Here is a 16938-nt window from a genome sequence, read left to right on the forward strand (position 1 = left end):
TCTTAGCTTGAGACCGGTATTAGCTTGAGACTGGTTTTTTTTGCAATTTACGCTGCAGGGTGCGCCTGTGCATATTCAACTGGCGCGCGGTTTGCGAGATATTGCCATCATTTCGCGCCAGCACGGTTTGAATATGCTCCCACTCCAGTCGCTCCGGCGACATCAACACCTCAGCTTCGGCCTCAACAGGCACGGCCTTATCCTCTAAGGCCGCCAAAATCATCGCCAACGAGGCCGGTTTGGCCAGGTAATCGTCGGCGCCCAGCTTCACCGCCTGCACTGCGGTGGCAATACTGGCAAACCCGGTCAATAAAATAATGCGCGCCTTTGGCACAATCGCGCGCAAAGCTGGCAGCAATTGCAGCCCGGACTCGTTTTCCAGGTGCATATCTAAAATAATATGGCTGGGCCGCAAGCGCCGCGCCTGCAACAGCGCGGTATCCAGACTTATGGCATGTTCAAGACTTTGCACATAGGGAGTCAAACGCCGACACAGGGTTTGCGCAAATACCGCATCATCTTCGATTAGCAGGAGTTTCACCCATTAAGCTCCGGAATAAAGACATCGATACAGGCGCCCTGCCCGGCATTACTCAGTGCCAAACGCCCGCCCACTCTTTCTATAGTGGCATTGGAGAGCCATAGGGCCACACCCAGGCCATGATCGCTGGCCATCACAGCCGAGCCAAGGGAAGCCAGATGTTCGCTGTTAAAACCGCCGCCTAAATCTTCTATGCGCCAATGACTCTCGCCATTATCGATACAAATACTCAGGTGTATGCTGGTTTGCTGTGCCAGTTCATTGGCCCGCACCGCATTGGCCAGAAGGTTTAAAAACGCCGCGCTTAGTAGAGGGTCCGTACGCAGCAGCTGAGCTTTTAGGCCCTCAAAGCCAAAACACACCAATTGCTGAGTCGGGAATTGTAAGGCAAAGGCCTGTTGTATCTCACCAAGCAGCGCACCCACGGTACAGGCTGCCTGCTCGCCTTGCACCTCTTGCGCCGCCCGTAATTGTCCGGCGCGCTGGCGAAATAAGCTCAATTGCTGCTGGCACTGTTTAATCGGCACGCCAAGCTCAGAGACCACGGACGCTAAACCTTTATTTGCGGCCGCGAGCTCTTCAAGCTCTTCATGCAACAGGGCAATGCTGCCCAGCGGCGTGGCTAACTGATGAGTAGCCTGCGCCGCAGCATTACCCAGGGCCAAGAGCTGCTCGGCGCGCAATTGCTCTTCCCTGTTCGCGGCCATGGCCTGTTGTTGCCGTGCCAGGGTTCTGGCTAATGCACTGACCAGAGTCGCCACCACCAAGGCACTGATCACAAAGTTCACCCACATAGCGATAAAGTGGCTGCGCATTTGCGTCGTATGGTGGGACCCCTGATGCTCAGGCAACATCAGCATCAGGGTGCTATACAAGGCGATGGCCACAAGGGTTATCATCATGGTGTAGCGCCCGGGCAAGGTCACTGCCGCTATCATAATGGGCAGCAAGAGCAAGGATACAAAGGCATTGGTGGCACCGCCGCTGAGCGCCAGTAAAAGGGTCAAAAAGACTATATCCGCCAGCAGCTGCCAGACTATGGTCAGCGTGCCCACCCGCTCGTTACGACGAATGCGGCGGCGCAGCAGCCAGACACTGAGCAATTGAAAAACAGATTCAAGGGCAATCACTGTGAGCAGCGACGGCAGCGCCAACTCTAATTCAAGGAAAAATTGACAGATAAGTACAGCAACTAACTGCACCACTATAGCCAGGCTGCGCAGCAGCAACACACGACTAATACTGGACTGTAATAGCAGATTCAAAGGCGTAAACTATGGAGGAAATATTGCGCGCTATTGTACGTATATTGGCACCAGGAAGAAAGCAAAGCACAGGCATCACCTGACTTTAAGCGGCATTTATTCCAGGGTGAAGGCCTCGCAGGGGGTACTTTGGTGATAAACCACCCGCCAGTGTTGCTCACCATCCAAACGCCACAAGGACATACGCGAGGAAAAATGCCACTGACCGCCCTTAATACGTCGCAAGGCACTGCGATAATAAAGCTGCACCACGGTATCGCTGAGCATACGACCAATAAAATCCTGATTATGAAAAAGCGGCTTGCGGCTTTTCGACTGCTCCTTGGGCAGACGCTCCAGCACATTGGTCTTATTAAAACGTTTTCCGTCTGAGGACACCTCAATAAAGTCATCGTCAATCAAGGCATTGAGACGCGCCGCATCGGCACGCACGTCTTCACGCATCAAGGAGCGTTCAAGCTCGATAAGTTGCTCAAATAACTGCGCTTTAATCTTGTTCATAATGGCGTATAAATTTTCCTGCGTGCATCATCAAACGAACCGGCGTTAACTGGCCGAAATTAACTGATCGATATCGTTCAGCTGCGATTTATCTAAAGCGATTACATCAGCGTAGTAGCCAAGCGGCCAATTTGCCAACTTCATGTACCATATTCAATACCTTAGGTGCTATTAGGTGCTATTAGGTGCTATAAAAAGACTGACTGATTTACTTTATCACTGGCTTGCACTTTCAGTAACTGTCATACGCAGCATACAGAGAACAAAGCATACTTCTTTGCAAGACATAGGTAAGGCTCGACCAAGCAGGTTCATTTTGGTATAAAGCAGCAACATACTAAAGACGTCGGGCCAGTTGAATTAGGCTGTCGCCGATGCAATGACACAGGATTTTTATATGCATTACGCAGAGATCACCGGCTGGGGCAAGTGTGTTCCACCGGCGCGAATTAGCAATCAGGATATAGCCACAGTCGTAGATACATCCGACGAGTGGATCAGCTCACGCACTGGCATTAAAGCCCGTCATGTTAGCCATGTCAGCACCGCCGAGCTGGCCACAGTTGCGGCGCAGCGCGCCCTAGATTGTGCCGCCTGGATGCCAAGGATTTAGACCTGGTATTGGTCGCCACCTGTACACCCAGCACTGTGGTCGCCAACACCGCCTCCGAGGTACAACAACGCCTCGGTGCCACAGGTGCAGCCGCTTGTGACAGTAATGCCGCGTGCTCTGGCTTTTTATATGCACTGCAAATGGCCACTGCACAAATTCAGGCGGGAATGATTAAGCGCGCCGTGGTAGTCGCTGCAGAACGTATGAGCTGGTATATCAACTGGGCCCGCCGCGACAGCGCCGTGCTGTTCGGTGATGGTGCTGGTGCCGTGGTACTTGAGGCAAGCGAGCAAGCCCTGGGGTTATTGGCCAGCAAATCTGGCTGCGACAGCTCGGATCGCAGCATCCTGCACATTGAAAATTTTGGTTCCAACATCAATAAGTACGAAGCCATCGGTGGCTCGGAGCTGCATTTTGTCGGCCCGGAAATCTTTAAGCGTGCGGTTAAAGGCATGAGCGGCGCCTGTGATGACGTACTGAACCAGGCACAATTAAGCCTGGATGATATCGATGTACTGGTACCCCATCAGGCGAACCTGCGCATTATCCAGGCCATTCAGCAACGCCTTAAGGTCGAAGACGACAAGGTGATGGTCAATATCGATGAGTATGGCAACACCTCGGCAGCCACCATAGCCATCGCCCTGTGTGAAGCGGTAGAGCGCGGCATGATAAAACCGGGTGCCAATATTATGTCGGCGGCCTTTGGAGCAGGTTTAACCTGGGCCGCAAGTTATATAAAGTGGGGTCAAAGAGTAACTCCTGTGCGTGAAAGCAGCGCCGAGTTACCACCTTGCCCGCAAACCGGCCTGGAGCTTATCGCCGACGCCGTTGCTGCGTGTCAGAAATAAAAAACGGTAAACTTCCTTTCAATTCAAGGCCGCCTATGCGGCCTTGTTTCTTTTTGCTGTTTTATTGCGCTACATCATCGGCGTTCTCGCCACCCTTTTGCTATGTTAAATAAACACCTAAACACACCATAAGGGCCAGCAAATGAAACGTCATGGTTTACATATAGGCATAGAGCGCACCAAAGCGCGTTTTTACATTTCCATGGTGATAGTCGGCAAGTTAGATCATCACGACTATGAAGTGATCACTCCTATGTTTGATGACGCCCTAAAGGGGCTGGATGAGCGCATCGTCGATGTGTTTATCGATGCCAGCGAGCTGGAAGGATTCAGCGCCCGCGCTCTGTGGGATGACTTTAAGCTCGGCATTGCCCACAGCCATCAATTTCGCCGTATCGCCTTTTACGGCCGCCACGACTGGCAGGATTATGCGGCACGCATTGCCAATTGGTTTACCAGCGGCGAGGTCAAGTACTTTGCCGATGCTGATGCCGCCAGGGCCTGGCTCAATGAGCCTGATACCAAGTCCGACGGAGAATAAAAAACGAGCCGCAATTGCGGCTCGTGATTTATATGATGGGGTGAAAACGCGTTAACGCCCGTATTTATCTGCCAGCATGGTGTATACGGCGCGAATACCGAAAGCTTCACCGCCTACCGGGCGACCGGGCAACGCACGTAGGTTCCAGGCCATCACATCAAAGTGGACCCAAGGGGTTTTGGCGTCGATAAATTCCTGCAGATACAGGGCTGCGGTAATAGCACCCGCGAAAGGGCCCGGTGCACAGTTGGTTAAATCTGCCACATCGCTTTTCATCATATTCTTGTACTGGGCGAATAATGGCATGCGCCATACAGGATCTTGGCTATGTTCACCGGCTTGAGTCAGGGCCTCGGCCAGCTTGTCATCATTACTGAAAAAGCCCGGCAGCTCGGTACCCAAGGCAATGCGCATGGCGCCGGTCAGAGTAGCGAAGTCGATGATCATCTCCGGGTTTTCCTGCTGCGCTTCATCTAAGGCATCACACAAGACTAAACGGCCTTCAGCATCCGTATTATCGATTTCCACGGTCAGACCCTTGCGTGTTTTCACCACATCGCCCGGGCGAAACGCATTGCGTGATACCGCATTTTCCACAGCAGGTACCAGGACCCGCAGTTGAATATTCAACTCCATGGCCATAATCAGATTCGCCAGGCCAATTACATGGGCGGCACCACCCATATCCTTTTTCATCAAACGCATACCGGCGGCTGGTTTTAGATCCAGACCACCGGAGTCAAAACACACACCCTTACCAACCAGGGTTACTTTAGGCGCATCCGATTTGCCCCAGCGTAAATCCAACAACCGCGGCTTGTTTTCACTGGCACGGCCAACAAGATGAATGGTGGGGTAATTTTGCTCTAGCAGCTCATCACCCACCCACTCGCTAAACTCACCGCCAAAGCGCTGAGCCATGTCGTTCATCACTTCACTTAAGTGCTGCGGCATCATATCCGCAGCTGGTGTGTTAACCAGGTCACGTACCACCTGGGTCGACTCCATTAATGCCACTAATTCTTGGTATAAGGCAGCATCTTCAATAAGCAAACGCGCCTGTGGCAGCTGAATTTGCTTGTAGCCGCTGAACTGATAGCCACCAAGCACAAAGCCCAGGGCAATATCGCGCTCATTAGCGACATTTTGTAATTGATAATCACCCTTGGGCAATTTACCGATAATATCACCGGCCGCCCACATATCAGCGACATCTGAAGTCACCAAAATAGCGCTTTGCGGCTCGCCAGTTTCCGGATTCGGCAGCACACATAAGCCGGGTTGCTGTTGCAGTGAGCGGGCTACCCAGGTGCGGGTAAAATCATCTTGCTCTGCACACCAAGCCTCACAACCTTGTTGGTCAAAAATGAAAAGTGGAATTAAGGCGGTATCGAGACGAGGTTTATTGATGAGTAAATTCATTGCGGACTCACTTTTTATTACTGATAATAGGCAGGATATCAAGTTAAAAAAGTAAATGATATAGCCAAACCATGGGACCTTGCGAGCAAGCACGTCGACTGTTTTTTGCCTTGGGGCTGAGCGCCGAGCAGAAGCAACATATCAAGCAGTGGTTAAGCCACCATGCCACCTTAAGCAAGGCGCCAACCCAATGCCGTAACTGGCATTTAACCCTGATGTTTCTCGGTCAGGTTGAGCAAGAGCAGGCGCAGCAGTTAATTGATGGCGCCCACAATCTGCGAGTGCCGCGTTTTTCTCTGACCTTGGATGAGCATGATTATTGGCCGCACAATGGCTTATTCCATCTGCGTCCAAGCACTCCCGATCCACACTTGCTGACCTTAGTCGCAAGGCTACGAGCCTTGGCCGGGCAACATCAGATCCACGATCAACATAGCCGTTATCGCCCTCATGTTACCCTGGCACGTAACCTTAAAACGCCCCCTAAGGTCGAGCGCCCCATGCCACCATTACAGCTGGATATTGATCATTTCACCCTATATCTCTCGACTCGGGACGAGCAGGGGCTAGTGTATCGCCCCATCGCCGAATTCGCCTGTCGTTAGCGTCACTAAAGGCCGCTAGATTCCAGAACTAATCGTCTTTTGGCTTATCCAACACTTTGGTTTTGGGTGGTTTGGGGTTACTAAAGGAGCTGGGCAGGATATCGACCCCCACCATATGAGCAATTTTGACCACCAAAGGAATGGTAATGGGAGCAAACGGCAGCACGGCAAATACCCCAAGGCCGAGGCCTTTAAGGATATCAATAAACTGTTTATTGGCTACCTGTAAGTCTTGTTTAGACGCCTGTCCCTTGGTGTAGCGCTTATATATATCGAGCATTTCCCTTGTTTCTTGCCGCTCTTGGGCAAGCGCCCACTTAAGCGTCACCATGGCGCGGCGGAGTTTCAGTTTTTGTCGGCGCCGCGAAATCATAAGCACCCGCAATGGAGCGCGATGGAACGAACGATAGATTCGCATACTGTCTTGAATTAGGGATCTGATTGCGCATTGTCACATACTTAGACGCATTTCACTAGCGCCCGACTTCTGCACCAGCTAGATGAGGACGGCTTTTATCGGCCAACACAGGCGCCATGGATTGCGTAGCGAAACAAATTAAATTTCGCCGTGCCGTGCAAACCAGGCCTGCACATCCAGGAACTGATCCCGCACTGCCTGTGGATGAGTAAGCATATCGATATGACCATAATCATGGTGATGACCATGGCTGCGGCCATAGATTTTTAGCTCCTGCAGCCCGACCCCGGACTCCTGCATAAACTTCTGAATATCTATGGGCTGAGCCAGGGATTTATCCTTAACCCCGGCAATATGCAAAATCGGCGGTAAACTCTTCTCGCGCAGCGCTGCACCATAGTCAAAGCCATCGTCACTGTCGACCCAAGGCAACACCTTGGCCCACTGCATACTCTGATAGTGCGACTTAATGGTTTCATTGTCGCTGCCCCACTTAAGCTGACGCGCCGGCAGATAACCGTGCTTTTGCGCATACTTAGGTGCCAGCCAATACCAGATTAAATTACCCTTAATAAATTTCCCCAGATGGCGATTGTAGAGCGAGCGCTTTGAGCCAAAATAGGCACAGGCACTTACCTTGTCTATATATTCAGGGAAGCGGGCAAAAGCGCTGTTAAAGAGCACCCCACCCCAGGAATGCGCAACCCAAAAACGGGGAAACTCGCCGCTATGGGCGATAATCTTATCAATAAAAGCGGGGATCTCGGCGCAGATGGCCTCGGTTTGACCGTAGGCGGCACCTCGGGCTATGGCCGGTTTACTCTCACCTCTTCCAGCCAAATCGGCCACGTAGCAACGATAACCTAAACGCGCTAAAAAAGGCGCCAGCCCCTTATTACTGTGGGTATAGAAAATTTTGCCGTTTTCAACGGCGCCATGCATAAAAAACACCGCCGGACCCGTGGCATCGGCCTTGGCGATATAACGAAGATGTAATTGCTGCGCGGCATTAAGGTCAACAAAAAGCGAATGCTGCTGAAGATCGGTCATAATTCGGCCCGTTTAGTTACTTCATCTCATCGTACCAGTGATAATAATCGGCAACAAGCTGTTAAAATATATCCGAATTTCTTGTTCAGTTTCAGTTTAGGCTAGTGTGATAGCCTTTACAGGAAATTAACAACTCAAGAGTAAAAATTATGAACTCATTACGTCCACTAAGTGTTGCTTTAATGCTAGCTGTTTCTCTAGGTGTAAGCGTTGAAGCCAGTGCTCAAGATAAAAAAGAAAAAGAAGTAAAAGAGCAAAAAGCACAAGTTAAAGAAATGAATGAGCACGCTGAACTTAAGCACCTAAATGCTCAAGAGCACGCCCAAGAGAAGCGTGAAATGGCCAAAGAAAAAGCCGAAGCCAAAAAAGAAATCGTTGAAGCTAAAAAAGAAGTAGCTGAAGAAAAGCACGAAGCGGCCGAGGGCAAAGCCCACGAGCACAAAAAAGATGCGAAAGAAAAAATGAAAGCCAAGGAAAAGAAAGCCAAAGAAAAGGCTAAAGAGAACAACTAAGAAAGACTTAAATAGTGCGACGAGACGAACGTCGCAAAGGCGAGTGTAACTAATCTCCCTTTTAGCCTTCAGTATTGCACACGGTACTGAAGGCTAGCTTCATCCCAGAGTTAAGCTCTTAGTATAAAGCTAGACTCTCGGCGCTAAACTCTCGGCATTATGGCCCTAAAAACAAGCAGCCATAATCACCTAAATCTGTTAAATCAATCCTGTAGACCGAGTTTTGCGCGCTTTAGCGTCAGCCTGATCACGGTGATAAACTGCCAGGCCATAATCGCACCACCTACGCCTATTAGGGCATAGCTATTTTCAATTTCATTTAGAAACGAGATAAATGCATCGCCGTTCACGGCAAAGACGCCATACAAACCTAAACCAAATAAAATCGAGCCCGGCGCGCCTATTAGCTGTGCCTGAAGCATTTTTTTATTGATTTCACTGCGTTGTGCTTCCCTATTATCAGTCATAATTTTCCCTAATACTGGTGTTGTTAATGGCTGCAAGCATTTAGCTTGTTGGCTTAATGCTTTGTGCAACTTAAGAATATTTACCCGCAACCACAATGGCAGGTTAACTAATTAATAACCAACATATTTACACTTATTTTCTAAGCTGTAAATAAGGTCTGCACGCGGCCCAAATGGCTTGGCCGGCTTAGGTCTTAACTCGGTGCTACATTCCAGCCGGCCGATCCCTTATACTATGACCTTATTCACGTGATAGAGATCCCGCCCTTGCATCCACAAAACCGCCATCGAAACGGCTATGACTTCGACGCCCTGTGCAGCAGCTTACCGAGCCTACAAGCCTATGTGATTAAGCGCCCCGACGGGCAAGCCAGTATCGACTTTAGCGATGCCAAGGCATTGAAAACGCTCAATCAGGCCTTGCTGAAACATCACTACGATGTGGCCATTTGGGATTTGCCCGAGGGCTTTTTATGCCCCCCTGTACCCGGGCGCGCCGACTACTTGCACCATCTTTATGATTTGATAAGCCAGGATACTGAGCACAGCCTAAAACAGCCTAAGGTGCGGGTGATGGATGTCGGCACAGGTGCCTCGCTTATCTACCCCATCCTAGGTAACAAGCTGTTCAATTGGCAGTTTTTAGCGAGTGATATAGATGTGCATTCGGTTAAGTTAGCAAAACAGCTGGCACAGTTAAATGCGTTGCCAATCAAGGTGGTGCAGCAAAAGCAACCGACTCAGTATTTCGCCGACATCATCAAGGCGCAAGACACAATAGTGGCAACCCTGTGCAACCCGCCATTTCATGACAGTGAACAAAGTGCCCAGGCCGGATCCCAGCGTAAATGGCGAAACTTAAAGGGACAACAGAGTAATACCCTGAACTTTGGTGGCCGCGCCAATGAATTATGGTGCCAAGGTGGCGAGCTGGCCTTTGTGCGCAATATGGCATTGGAGAGCCAACACTTTGCCGAGCAGGTGATCTGGTTTACCAGCCTGGTATCGAAAAAGGAAAATGAGCGCCCGTTGAAAAGCACCTTACGCAAACTGGGTGCCGTGCAAATTGAATCGGTGGCCATGGCACAAGGGCAAAAAAGCAGCCGCTTTATTGCCTGGACCTTTATGGAGGCTGACGAACGCCGAGCGCAACTGGCTCGGCTATTAGGCTAAGCCTTAGGCTTCATCTTGGTTGAGCGCTTCTTTATAGTGTTTACGGCACACGGACACATAGCGCTCATTACCGCCTATCTGTACCTGATCGCCGCTGGCGACCACATCGCCATGGTGATCATAGCGCAACACATGATTGGCCTTACGGCCACAGTGGCACACGGTTTTTAGCTCCACTAGTTTATCGGCCCAAGCCAGTAAATACTGAGAGCCGACGAACAACTCGCCTAAAAAGTCACTGCGCAAACCATAGCACAAGACGGGAATATTAAGCTGATCGACCACCTCGGTCAGTTGCCATACCTGCGCCTTGGACAAAAACTGGCTCTCATCCACCAGCACACAATGCAGGGCTTCTTCCTGGTGTTGCGAGGCAATTAGATCATACACATTGCTGGTGCCATCAAAGACAAAGGCATCGGCCTGCAAACCGATGCGCGAGGCCACCTTGCCAACCCCGGCACGGTCATCGATGGCCGCGGTCATGATCATGGGACGCATGCCGCGCTCGCGGTAGTTAAATGCCGATTGTAATAAGGTGGTGGACTTGCCGGCATTCATTGCCGAATAGTAAAAATACAGTTGAGCCATGGTAATTCTTCTAAAAACTTCGCGCGCCAAGCTTACACTAAGGCCCCTATCAAGGCCAAGGCAAACTCATCCCAGGCCATTACTTGCTAATGTGGCCTTGCTCGAAGGCCAGTAGCCAGCGCTTGCGTTCCAGCCCACCGGCATAGCCGGTCAAAGTACCATTGGCTCCTATTACCCGGTGACAAGGAACAATAATGCTGATGGGGTTACGACCATTGGCCGCACCCACGGCGCGCACCGCCTTGGGATTATCCACCAAACGGGCAATATCACTATAACTGCCGGTTTCACCATAGGCTATGCTGTCTAAGGCTTGCCAGATCTGGCGCTGAAACTCGGTACCCTTGGTATCCAGGGGGAGATCAAACTGGGAGCGAACTCCCTGGAAATATTCTGCTAACTGGCTTTTTGCCTGCGCCGTGATGGCATTGGCACTTGCAGCCGCATCTACCTTGCGTTCAAGGTCAAAACCCACATAACACAGGCCTTTGTCACTGGCTTGGATCACCAGCTCGCCCAGGGGCGTGTCGATACATTCTTGATATAAGGTCATAATTGTTGCCATAGTTGAAAAGTCAGGTATGTGCGAAACGGTGCGGCGCGCTCAATATCAATGCCGCTGAACCCGGCCAGCGCTTTTTGTACACCCAAGTCGCCGCCGAGATAAATATCCGGGTCGCTGCTGCCGCGCATTTTAGCGTAATTGACCGTCCAAGGGCCTATGCCCTTAATAGCCAACCAGGCATCTAAATCGGCACTGCCATGCTCGGCTACATAGGCGCTTAAATCACGCAACGCTTCTCTACGCCGCTCCGGCATCTTAAAGAAGGCCAACTCGCTTGCCGCCATTTGCTTGGCGGTGGGAAAATAACGCCCCTGCTCGCCCAGCTCCTTCACTAAAGTAGTGGTAAGCGTGCGCGCCGCGCCAACGCTCACTTGTTGCCCCAGCACAGCACGAATACCGGCCTCAAAAGGATCCCACATACCCGGCAGGCGCAGCCCTGGAGTCAGTGCGAACTGCTCACCCACCGCGCTTTGCAGCTGGCCATTGATCACCTGAGTATCGGCATCCAAGTCCAGCACTCTGCGAATATTAGCCACTACTCCTTGCAGGCAGTGCCAGTTATCCAGGCTGATCTCGACCCTAAAGCCCTGCTTCTTGTCCTGATAATGAGCGGTAAATTCGCCCTTTGCGCCCTGATAGGTGAAAGCGCGGCCATAACTTTCGGCAGTTATCCATTCCATAGGCGCGACTAGCCGTTTATTAAAAAACGCCTGCATGGCCTGCCAGTCATAAGGGGGGCGAAAACTTAGAAACAGGCTGATAGAGCCAGCATCGAATTGTGCCTTGGTGCGAATGGCACTCGGCGTCAGCTGCATCAGCTTCTTAAAGGCATCGTTAAAACGGCGCACGCTATTAAAGCCGGCGGCAAACGCAATCTCAGTGATCGGCAACTGGGTTTGCTGCAACAGCTGTTTAGCAAACTGACATTGGCTAAAGAGCGCATATTGCCCCGGAGCAATGCCATAATGCTTTTTGAACAATTGATTTAGGTAGCTGGATGACACGCCAAGGCGAGCACTCAGTGCCTCGGCGCCGCCATTTGACCAATGACCCTGATCGATTAAGCGTTTTGCCCTGAGCGCCGTGGTTTGTGCCCCCAGCCAGGGATAGCTGCCCGGGCTGGCATCTGGGCGGCACCGTAAACAGGGGCGAAATCCCGCCTGCGCCGCTAAATGGGCATGCTCGAAATACTCGACATTCTGCTCTTTGGCGGCTGGCGCCGGACAGATAGGCCGACAATAAATGCCCGTGCTGCGCACCGCCACATAAAACAAGCCGTCAAAGCGCTTATCACGGCTTAAGCGGGCTTTTTGGCAGACATCGGCGGTGAACATAACAAGGTTCCAGTAAGGGTGATTTATATGCTTAGCTTACCCCATTGGCGGTGCGGCACTAGCCGGATTTTGCACTCAATGGTAAAAATGCGTGCCGCGCTCGCAATTAGAAGGATTATTGCTCAGCAAATTGCAGCAGCTTGTCGCCGCTAAGACGGTAGATTTGCCATTGTGCTTGCGCCTCGGCACCTATGCTGTGATAGAAATCGATGGCTGGCTGATTCCAGTCCAATACCACCCACTCAAAGCGACCACAATTTTTGCTGATGGCACGCTGCGCCAGGTACTTCATCAGTGCCTTGCCGGCACCGCGGCCACGTTTGTCTTCGCTGACAAACAAGTCCTCAAGATACAAGCCATTGCGGCCAAGCCAGGTTGAATAATTATAAAAATACACCGCAAAGCCTATGGCTTCGGCGTCGGGGGCATCGCTTTCAAAGCAGATAACGCTGTGCGCGGTCGCCCCCTCGTCAAACAAGGTGCGCTCTATATCTAGCTCGGTGGCGGCAACGGCGTCGGGCTCTCGCTCGTACACTGCCAATGCCTTAATAAACTGATAGATCAAAGGCACATCATTGATCACCGCATCGCGAATATATACCTGGCTCATGGTGGTTCCTGTTTACAAACTAAACCACCATCATACTAATGCTAAGCCACCTTGCAAGTTGTAGACCTGATGATAGCCCAAAGACTGCAAGTTCTTGATCGCCTGCCCCGAGCGGTTACCAGTACGACAGACCAGGATATAACGCGTATCCGGCTTCAACTGCTGGGCAAATAAGGCGTTGGCCATGCGACTTAGCGGCACATTGAGCAGTTGATCGTCATGCACACTAAATAGCGAGCGTATGTCTTTGGCACCATGCTCATAAGGTTCGCGAACATCCCAAAGCACGGTTTCAAACTCCTCACTGGCAAGCATCTGCTGTACTTCGGCACTGCTCAGTTGCTGGGCGTTGGCATGCTTAGGCTGATGGCTAAAACCACAAAGGGCGCCGCTTTCTGTACTCAGCTGCTGATCCAAAGCGCATTTTTGCTCGGCGAATTGCGCCTTGTTTATCTGCTCTTGCAAGACCTGCTGTAACAAAGGCGTGGCCTGAACCTGCGCCTGCCAACTCAAGGCAAAACACTGCTCGTAGTCATGAGCCGGACACAGCACGGTATCCGCAGCCAACTTAGTCGCCAGGGTGTGGATAGAGTCCAGCATTTGTTCTGTGTCGGCATCGGCAAATTGAGTGCTGCCCAAGCCGCTAAAAATATAGAGGTCGCCGCAGAAGCAGGCAGTAACCTTATCTCCTTGATAGAGCAAATAGCTGTGACTGTCGGCGCTGTGGCCAGGAGTAGACACACGAGTCAGGCGCTGCTCGCCAAGGCTGATGGCGTCGCCTTCGGGCCAGCCCAGGGGATCTTGCACCGGCGCCAGACCAAGACGCTCTGACAACAGAGTGCGCGCCGAGTCTTTATCCTGATGTTTATGGGTTTCCAGTACGGCTTTTACATGCAGCTGCTGCTGAGTAACCAGGCGGGCGATACGCGGGACCAGCTCGACAACCGGGTCGATGATCACGGCCTCGTTATTAATGCCCACATACAACCAACAACAACTGCCTTGGTGGCGCAGCTGAGTAAGGCCCAGGGCACATACTTCATGCTCGGGCTGAGTGGCATCTGAGACGATTAAACAGTTATTCGCCAACACGGGTTTCAAGGCGCAAATGCGCTCACACGCCAGGGCAATTTCCTGCTCTGTGGCGGCCGGGCCAAAAGACATACGAATGGCATTTTCGCTTTGCCAGTCATTGGCCCCCATGGCATCCAAAACAAAGCTGCGCGAGGCACCCGAGCTACAGGCAGAGCCACCGCTGACACGAATACCGGCAGCATCAAACAGGTCCATGACTTCTTTTGAGGTCAGACTGTTTACACAGAAGTTCAAAGTTGTCGGCACTGTGCCTTCAAGGGGAGCATTAAAGCTGATATCGCCAAAAGTTTGCTCCAGGGCATGGATCAATTGCTGGCGGTACAAGTGTAAAGTCGCAACCGGCTTGAATAAGTCTTGTGATTTATCGAGCAACATATCGAACAGCTCATACAGGCCGGCAATACCGGGCAGGTTTTCCGTACCCGAGCGCATGCCACTTTCCTGACCGCCACCGGCGATAAAAGGAGTGTATGGACTATTTTCACGAATATATAAGAAGCCTATGCCCTTAGGGGCGTAGAGCTTGTGACCAGAGAAGGGGGCATAGTCTATGCTGGTATCGCTGAGCGCCAGGTCTTGCTTACCCAAAGCCTGCACACAGTCCACCATCCAGCTAACATGGTCGTTATTAGCGCGGATCACCTGCTCCAGTTTGGCCAAGTCCTGATACACACCGGTTTCATTATTCACCGCCATGGTGCAGATCATCAGCGCCTTACCCACATGTTGGGCGATAAAGTCCAAGTCCAGCAAGCCCGCTTCATCCACAGGAATGGCCATTACCTTGGCCCCCAAGCCCAGCACCTGGTTCCAGTGTTTCAAAGTGTTAGGCACCGCCTTGTGCTCGGTGGCACCGTAGAGCAATACGCTGTGCTCAGTGGCCTTATGTCGATTGGCTAAAAGTGTAGAAACTACGGCGGTTTGGATACCTTCGGTGGCGCCCGAGGTAAAGAGAATGTCGCCCTGCTCGGCGCCTATAACCTGACGCGCCTTGGCACGCGTTTGTTCCAACAGATACTTGGCCTGTACCCCGGTGATATGCGAACTAGACGGATTACCAAAACACACCTGCATGGTGTGAGAGACAACATCGGCAATGCGCGGCAACACAGGAGTGGTCGCATTGGCATCGAGATAAACGAGATCTTGGCTAGTCTGGGTGAAAAAACGCTGGGTCATGGGCACCATATTCCAATTAGCTATAAGTTATAACCATTGTACACAAGTGCCCCAGCGCTATTAATACCAATTTGTTTGCATGGCGCTAACTTTTATCAGCTTTTCATCTAACCAGCCGAATAAAGTGGGCACTACTCCTGGGCCTGTTTGGCACTGGCGTCTTCCAAGGTCGATGACCAGGCATTCGCCAAGGCGCGCACTAAAGAAGCCAAGGGTATAGCAAAGAATACGCCCCAAAAGCCCCATAAGCCACCAAAGAACAGCACCGCCATAATGATAAACACCGGATTTAAATCCACCGCCTCAGAAAACAGCAGCGGCACCAAGACGTTACCGTCGAGCGCCTGAATAATGCCGTAGGCTACTAGCACAGACCAAAACTCACTGCTGACACCAAACTGGAACAAAGCCACGGCGGCAACGGGTATAGTCACCAGGGCAGCGCCGATAAAAGGGATCAACACGGACAGTCCAACCAAAACCCCTAATAAGGCGGCATAGCGTAAATCGAAGATGGTAAAGACCACAAAGGACACACCGCCGACGATCAGGATTTCAAACACCTTGCCACGAATATAGTTCATGATCTGCTGATTCATTTCCAGCCACACCTGCTGGATCAAACGGCGCTGCGCCGGTAACAAGGCACTGACACTGTGCAGCAGCTGGGTTTTATCTTTGAGCATAAAGAACACCAGCAGCGGCACCAACACCAGATAAATTAACCAGGCCACCACATCTTTAAGGGAGGTAAGAGACACAGATACCAAGACCTGACCGAATTCCACCGCCTTGCTTTCGACGCTGGCAACCAGGGTGCGCACCTGCTCCGGGGTGATCAAGGTAGGATAGTCGACAGGTAAATGCATAAGATAATGTTTTCCCTGCTCCAACATGGTGGGCGCTTCTTGCAGTAAATTACTGGTTTGTTGCCATAAAATTGGGCCAAAACCGAACAAGGTGCCTATCACCAAGGAGCAGAATAAGCTGACCACAAGTATGGTGGCCAAAGTGCGCGACAGACCTAAGCGCTGCAAGCGCACCACGGGCCAATCCAATAAATAGGCGATCACCACGGCAACCAGCACAGGCATTAATAGCGCGCCGAAGAAATAGAGCACGGCAAAAGTGCAGAGCAAGAGTAAAAGCAGGGTCACCGAGTGAGGATCGGAAAATTTTCTTTGGTACCACGAGCGCACAAATTCAAACACGAGTTTCTCTCTCCACGGTTATTATTAATTGTTCTGCCGTTGATGTGACAGTGAATGCTAGCTTTTGTTTGGTTAAATAACGCTTAATATCACTGATACCTTGTAGATCGTCGCCCTTGAGCATAAAGGCGATATCCTGCTGCTCGGCCTGCGCCGCCATTAACGCCAGTTTAAAACGAACAAACAGCTCAGGACAGTTATAACAGCGTAGATCCGAATTTTTCATAGCTTCTGGCGGTAATCCCATTAAACCACATACTTTTTAAATATTCTTTGCATCTAGCGGGCCTTGTATAAGACGTTTGCTTATGTGCAAGCCTTAGCTAGGGCTTTGGCGCGTAAGGCATAATACCGTAAAAACACTTAAAAGCATCGCCACATTCGTTTATCCTAA

Annotated in this window: 18 protein-coding genes and 1 pseudogene; 5 read left to right on the forward strand and 14 right to left on the reverse strand. The window is 51.2% G+C overall.

The window, feature by feature from the left end; all coding sequences use genetic code 11:
- Positions 1-19: 19 nt before the first annotated feature.
- The 3 genes from C2M24_RS08825 to C2M24_RS08835 form a co-directional block, all read right to left on the reverse strand.
- Positions 20-541, reverse strand: coding sequence for a response regulator transcription factor (locus C2M24_RS08825; RefSeq protein WP_105214291.1), 522 nt, complete (start codon positions 539-541; stop codon positions 20-22).
- The gene (locus C2M24_RS08830; RefSeq protein WP_105214293.1) at positions 538-1806 is read right to left on the reverse strand and encodes a sensor histidine kinase; all 1269 of its coding nucleotides are present in this window, start codon (positions 1804-1806) and stop codon (positions 538-540) included. Before C2M24_RS08830 ends, C2M24_RS08825 begins: the two co-directional genes overlap by 4 nt.
- Before the next feature lie 96 nt (positions 1807-1902).
- A complete protein-coding gene (locus C2M24_RS08835; RefSeq protein ID WP_233999528.1) occupies positions 1903-2307 on the reverse strand; it encodes a nuclear transport factor 2 family protein in 405 nt (134 codons plus the stop codon).
- 397 nt (positions 2308-2704) lie between these two features.
- Between C2M24_RS08835 and C2M24_RS08840 the strand changes: the two are divergent.
- Positions 2705-3771, forward strand: a pseudogene (locus C2M24_RS08840) (ketoacyl-ACP synthase III).
- A gap of 142 nt (positions 3772-3913) precedes the next feature.
- Positions 3914-4312, forward strand: coding sequence for an STAS/SEC14 domain-containing protein (locus C2M24_RS08845; RefSeq protein ID WP_105214297.1), 399 nt, complete (start codon positions 3914-3916; stop codon positions 4310-4312).
- 51 nt (positions 4313-4363) lie between these two features.
- Here C2M24_RS08845 and C2M24_RS08850 read toward each other — a convergent pair whose 3' ends face one another.
- On the reverse strand, positions 4364-5734 hold the full coding sequence (locus C2M24_RS08850; protein ID WP_105214299.1) for a leucyl aminopeptidase family protein: 1371 nt from the start codon (positions 5732-5734) through the stop codon (positions 4364-4366).
- A 71-nt stretch (positions 5735-5805) separates the two neighbouring features.
- Between C2M24_RS08850 and thpR the strand changes: the two genes are divergently transcribed.
- Positions 5806-6339: an RNA 2',3'-cyclic phosphodiesterase gene (thpR, locus tag C2M24_RS08855; RefSeq protein WP_105214301.1), complete on the forward strand. Its 534-nt coding sequence runs from the start codon at positions 5806-5808 to the stop codon at positions 6337-6339.
- A gap of 28 nt (positions 6340-6367) precedes the next feature.
- On the opposite strand, the gene C2M24_RS08860 is transcribed toward thpR, so the two are convergent.
- Both C2M24_RS08860 and C2M24_RS08865 read right to left on the reverse strand, forming a co-directional pair.
- Positions 6368-6757 carry a hypothetical protein gene (locus C2M24_RS08860; RefSeq protein ID WP_105214303.1) on the reverse strand — a complete coding sequence of 130 codons (390 nt, stop codon included), beginning with the start codon at positions 6755-6757 and terminating at the stop codon, positions 6368-6370.
- 138 nt (positions 6758-6895) lie between these two features.
- Positions 6896-7807 (reverse strand): alpha/beta fold hydrolase, encoded by a 912-nt coding sequence (locus C2M24_RS08865; protein WP_105214305.1) that lies wholly within the window; start codon positions 7805-7807, stop codon positions 6896-6898.
- A 149-nt stretch (positions 7808-7956) separates the two neighbouring features.
- On the opposite strand from C2M24_RS08865, the gene C2M24_RS16000 reads away from it, so the two are divergent.
- Entirely contained in the window at positions 7957-8319 is a 363-nt protein-coding gene (locus C2M24_RS16000; RefSeq protein WP_158677910.1) for a hypothetical protein, read from the forward strand.
- A 203-nt stretch (positions 8320-8522) separates the two neighbouring features.
- Here C2M24_RS16000 and C2M24_RS08875 read toward each other — a convergent pair whose 3' ends face one another.
- A complete protein-coding gene (locus tag C2M24_RS08875; protein ID WP_105201536.1) occupies positions 8523-8786 on the reverse strand; it encodes a hypothetical protein in 264 nt (87 codons plus the stop codon).
- Positions 8787-9035: 249 nt separating this feature from the next.
- Between C2M24_RS08875 and rlmF the strand changes: the two genes are divergently transcribed.
- Positions 9036-9959 carry a 23S rRNA (adenine(1618)-N(6))-methyltransferase RlmF gene (rlmF, locus tag C2M24_RS08880; RefSeq protein WP_233999529.1) on the forward strand — a complete coding sequence of 308 codons (924 nt, stop codon included), beginning with the start codon at positions 9036-9038 and terminating at the stop codon, positions 9957-9959.
- 3 nt (positions 9960-9962) lie between these two features.
- Here rlmF and C2M24_RS08885 read toward each other — a convergent pair whose 3' ends face one another.
- From C2M24_RS08885 to C2M24_RS08915, 7 genes are all read right to left on the reverse strand, one after another.
- Positions 9963-10550 (reverse strand): thymidine kinase, encoded by a 588-nt coding sequence (locus C2M24_RS08885; RefSeq protein WP_105214307.1) that lies wholly within the window; start codon positions 10548-10550, stop codon positions 9963-9965.
- 79 nt (positions 10551-10629) lie between these two features.
- A complete protein-coding gene (locus C2M24_RS08890; RefSeq protein ID WP_105214309.1) occupies positions 10630-11103 on the reverse strand; it encodes a methylated-DNA--[protein]-cysteine S-methyltransferase in 474 nt (157 codons plus the stop codon).
- The gene (locus C2M24_RS08895; RefSeq protein WP_105214311.1) at positions 11100-12449 is read right to left on the reverse strand and encodes a DNA-3-methyladenine glycosylase 2 family protein; all 1350 of its coding nucleotides are present in this window, start codon (positions 12447-12449) and stop codon (positions 11100-11102) included. Before C2M24_RS08895 ends, C2M24_RS08890 begins: the two co-directional genes overlap by 4 nt.
- Before the next feature lie 115 nt (positions 12450-12564).
- On the reverse strand, positions 12565-13059 hold the full coding sequence (locus tag C2M24_RS08900) for a GNAT family N-acetyltransferase (protein ID WP_105201541.1): 495 nt from the start codon (positions 13057-13059) through the stop codon (positions 12565-12567).
- Between the two features lie 30 nt (positions 13060-13089).
- Entirely contained in the window at positions 13090-15333 is a 2244-nt protein-coding gene (locus tag C2M24_RS08905; RefSeq protein ID WP_105214564.1) for an aminotransferase class V-fold PLP-dependent enzyme, read from the reverse strand.
- A 131-nt stretch (positions 15334-15464) separates the two neighbouring features.
- On the reverse strand, positions 15465-16544 hold the full coding sequence (locus C2M24_RS08910) for an AI-2E family transporter (protein WP_105214313.1): 1080 nt from the start codon (positions 16542-16544) through the stop codon (positions 15465-15467).
- Positions 16537-16770 carry a hypothetical protein gene (locus tag C2M24_RS08915; protein WP_105214315.1) on the reverse strand — a complete coding sequence of 78 codons (234 nt, stop codon included), beginning with the start codon at positions 16768-16770 and terminating at the stop codon, positions 16537-16539. The genes C2M24_RS08910 and C2M24_RS08915 overlap by 8 nt, the downstream gene beginning before the upstream one ends.
- Between the last annotated feature and the right edge of the window lie 168 nt (positions 16771-16938).

This window comes from Pseudoalteromonas sp. T1lg22 (assembly GCF_002964645.1).
Lineage (GTDB): Bacteria > Pseudomonadota > Gammaproteobacteria > Enterobacterales > Alteromonadaceae > Pseudoalteromonas.